This is a genomic window from Zhenhengia yiwuensis, from assembly GCF_014384995.1.
Taxonomy (GTDB): domain Bacteria; phylum Bacillota; class Clostridia; order Lachnospirales; family Cellulosilyticaceae; genus Zhenhengia; species Zhenhengia yiwuensis.
Map to the genome: position 1 here is coordinate 1 of NZ_JACRSY010000079.1, position 3746 is coordinate 3746.

A 3746-nucleotide genomic window follows, 5' to 3' on the forward strand; every position below is an offset into this window, starting at 1 on the left:
GATATTCAGGTGACCAATGAGGACCCAACCTCTTCAATTGGTGCACAAACTGTACTACTTAAAGACTGCAACTTAGACAGCGTTGTTTTAGCAAGCTTTGATGTAGATGCAGATGTCCTTGAAGAAGATTTAGATTTTACATTTAGTGATGCAGATTTATTAGAAAAATTTAAAAAGCCAACATTAGGCTAAGGAGGAAATAAAGATGAATTTACAAGCATTTATGGCACAAAATGCCAGACAAGTTGGGACAGAAAAAAGAGTAGTAAGTGATCGTTTTATTGGGGAAGAAGGGAAACCTATTCCATTTGAATTTAAGGCTATAACAGGAGAAGAAGAAGCAGCAATTCGTAAAAGCTGTATGGTAAAGGTTAAAGTTAAGAAGCACATTACAATGGACCAAGTAGATCAAGCAACCTTTTTGGGTAAGGTAGCAGTAGCGTGTATTGTTTATCCGGATTTGAAAAATGAGGAGCTACAAAATTCCTATGGTGTTAGGGGAGATGATGTGCTCCTTAAGACAATGCTTTTACCAGGAGAATATCAAGAGGTTCTTAATATCGTACAAGAAATTAATGGGTATGAAAAGGATATGAATGAGCTGAGAGATGAAGCAAAAAACTAATTAAGGAGGGTGATGGTGAGGCAAACTATGCCCACTACACCCTCCATAAGCTTGGAATAAAACCGAGTGAATTATTAAGTATGGATAGGCTTGAAAGAGCTTTTATTTATGCAAGTATTGATATGCATATTGAAGCTGAGAAAAAAGCAGCTAGAAGAACTAAAGGAAAGTAGGTGTAAGACATGGCTACGATTCAACAATCTATGAGCCTTTATGATGGTGTGACAGGGCCATTAAAACAAATGCAGCAAGCCATGGCACTTACACTCAATGCTTTTGAAAGTATGCAAAATAGCATTGAACAAAATGTTGCTATAGATTTTGGTACACATGAGATTGAACTTGCAAGAAGTGCTGTTAACCAACTTGGTGCTGAGATGAGAGAAATACAGGTACAGCAAGACCGTATGACTCAGAATCAGGATGAATTTACTCAATCAGTCCGGCGCAGCGAAAGTAGGATGAGTAGATTAGGCAGTGCTGCTATTGCAGTGAATCAAGGTCTTGAACTCATGCAACGTATAGGCAATGGTATTAATGGATTTATGACTTATAGTGATGAAGCTATGATGATTAATTCAAGAATTGGCATGATGAATGATGGTTTGATGAAACATCATGAGTTACAGAAGAAAATACTTCAGATGGCCAATGATACAAGAAGTGGTTATGCTGAAACAGTTGACTTAATGAGTAAGTTAACTATGTCGGGTGCTTTTGATAGTACAGCTCATGTAATGGATATGACGGAAAGTATCAATAAAGCGATTCGTATTGGTGGTGGTACGGATGAGATGAATAAGTCGGCTATGTTACAGTTATCGCAAGCATTAGGAAGTGGTGTACTACAAGGTGATGAATTACGTTCTTTAAGTGAAAATGCGCCATATATGATGAAGGTATTAGCTGATGGATTAGGAGTAGCTCGCGGTGAATTAAAACAAATGGGTGCAGATAGTGAGTTGACAACGGATGTTGTTATAAAAGCCTTTGAAAATCAAAGAGATGTGATTAATAGTACTTTTGAGAATATACCTCGAACATGGGGAGATGTAACCACTAAACTGGGTAATAGTTGGACGAACTTTATGCAGCGTCTTGCTAATGACCAAGGAACAGGTGTACTCAATCCATTAATTAATCAATTTTATGCCTTTGCAGAATGGTTAGACACACCACAAGGTATGAGCTTTTTACTTACAATAGCAACTGTTATTGAATGGATAACAAATGGACTAGTATTTATGGGGAATGTTGTAGGTACTGTAGCATCCTTATTTATAGAAAACTGGGAGTTAATGAGTATGATGTTGTTAGGCGTTAGTGCAGTTCTAGCAGGAGTACTCATACCTAAATTATGGGCAATGGTACCACCGTTAATAGCACAAGCTAGTGCATGGATTGTAATGAATTATCCTATATTGATGGTGATCGGTAGCGTAATATTGTTTATGACTATTTTGCATAGTATGGGTGTAACAACAGAACAAATCATAGGAACAGTTACAGGTATATTCTTTGGGCTCTATGCATTCCTTTACAACTTAGTTGCTGATATCTGGAATTTATTTGCTGTATTTGGTGAGTTCCTTGGGAACTTTTGTAATGATCCTTTAGCAGCAACTGTTAGATTATTTATAGGCTTTGCAGACACGGTATTAGGTATTTTAGAGAGTATAGCAAATGCTATGGATGCACTTTTTGGCTCTAGCATGGCTGATACACTAGCAGGGTGGAGAAGCAATATGCAATCATGGGCTGATGATACTTTTGGTGAGCAAGCAGTTACTATAGAACGTATGGAAAAGCTTGATGTAGCGGATAACTTTAATAAAGGGTATGACTTTGGTGTGGATTTATCAAATGGAGCAACACAAATCTTTGAAGACCTTACAACATCTATGAATAGTATGGGCTTTGAAGGTGGACATATTGATTCAGTTGGAAGCATTGAAGATACAGTAGATGTATCCAATGAAGACCTTGAAATTATGCGTGAACTTGCTGAAATGGAATCTATCCAGAACTTTGTCACACTGACTCCGAAAGTTAATATCAAAACGGGTCCAGTAAGTAAAGATGTAGATATTGATGAAATTGTAAGGCGTATAGAGAAATCCATAGAGGAAGAAATGGAAGCAAGTACAAAGGAGGTGTATGGACTTGGCTAAAATCTATTTAAGTTTTAATAATCAAGCAGAAGCCTTCGAATTTCCAGTATTACCGGAAGAGGTTGAAATAAAAGAAAGTGGTAATAATAAAAGTCACATTCTGCAAAATATAGGTGAGATAACGGTTATTAATACAATTAAAGCCCCTACTTTAAAGTTAGAGAGTTTTTTCCCTATAAATAGTGGTCCTTATGTGACAAGTAAGTATTTGCTAAAGCCTAATGAGTACATAGAAAAGATAAAAAGATGGAGAGACACTGGTAAGCCTGTAAGACTTGTGATTACAGGTACCAGTGTCGATTTATCTTGGGCTTGTACTATTGAAGACTTTAGTTATAAAGAAAAAGCTGGCGCTGTAGGTGATATCGAATACATCATAAGCTTTAAGGAATATAGATGGTTTAAGGTCAAAAAGGTGGAAATTGTGAGTGATTCAAAAACAAGTCAACCAGCTATTGCTAAGACAGAACAAAGACCAGTTGAAAAAGAAAAGCCTAAGACCTATACCGTACAAAAAGGAGATACTTTATGTAGCATATCTAAGAAGTGCTTAGGAGACAGTGGCAAGTATAAGGAAATTGCTAAGAAGAATAATATAGCAAATCCTAGCTTAATTTATCCAGGGCAGGTGTTGCAGCTATGACAACCCAATTGCTGATTGATAATAGACAAGGCGGTATTTTTGAAGTTCCACATGGCAAAGTTACCTATAAAACTTCAAGAAAGGGCAGAGCAGGCAGTTTAGAATTTGACTATATAGGTGGAGATGTTTTTACCCATAAAATCACTATAAATAATGGTGATGTTGTATTGTTTAAAGTTAATGAAGTCGCTCTATTTTATGGTTATGTTTTTAAGGTAAGTGGCCAAGATGAAAAGAAAATCCTTGCTTATGACCAACTGAGGTATCTGAAAAATAAAGATAGCTTTGGTGTGGCCAATAAGACTGC

5 protein-coding genes are annotated in these 3746 nt (G+C 36.7%); all 5 read left to right on the forward strand.

What is annotated here, in order from left to right:
* Positions 1-192 (forward strand): phage tail tube protein (locus H8718_RS19740; RefSeq protein WP_249334740.1); only part of this gene is annotated, 192 nt, incomplete at its 5' end.
* A 13-nt stretch (positions 193-205) separates the two neighbouring features.
* The gene (locus H8718_RS19745; protein WP_249334762.1) at positions 206-625 is read left to right on the forward strand and encodes a phage tail assembly chaperone; all 420 of its coding nucleotides are present in this window, start codon (positions 206-208) and stop codon (positions 623-625) included.
* Positions 626-807: 182 nt separating this feature from the next.
* On the forward strand, positions 808-2796 hold the full coding sequence (locus H8718_RS19750) for a tape measure protein (protein ID WP_249334764.1): 1989 nt from the start codon (positions 808-810) through the stop codon (positions 2794-2796).
* Positions 2789-3439 (forward strand): LysM peptidoglycan-binding domain-containing protein, encoded by a 651-nt coding sequence (locus H8718_RS19755; RefSeq protein ID WP_249334766.1) that lies wholly within the window; start codon positions 2789-2791, stop codon positions 3437-3439. The genes H8718_RS19750 and H8718_RS19755 overlap by 8 nt, the downstream gene beginning before the upstream one ends.
* On the forward strand, positions 3436-3746 hold a 311-nt coding region (locus tag H8718_RS19760), incomplete at its 3' end, for an XkdQ/YqbQ family protein (RefSeq protein ID WP_456300772.1). The genes H8718_RS19755 and H8718_RS19760, both read left to right, overlap by 4 nt.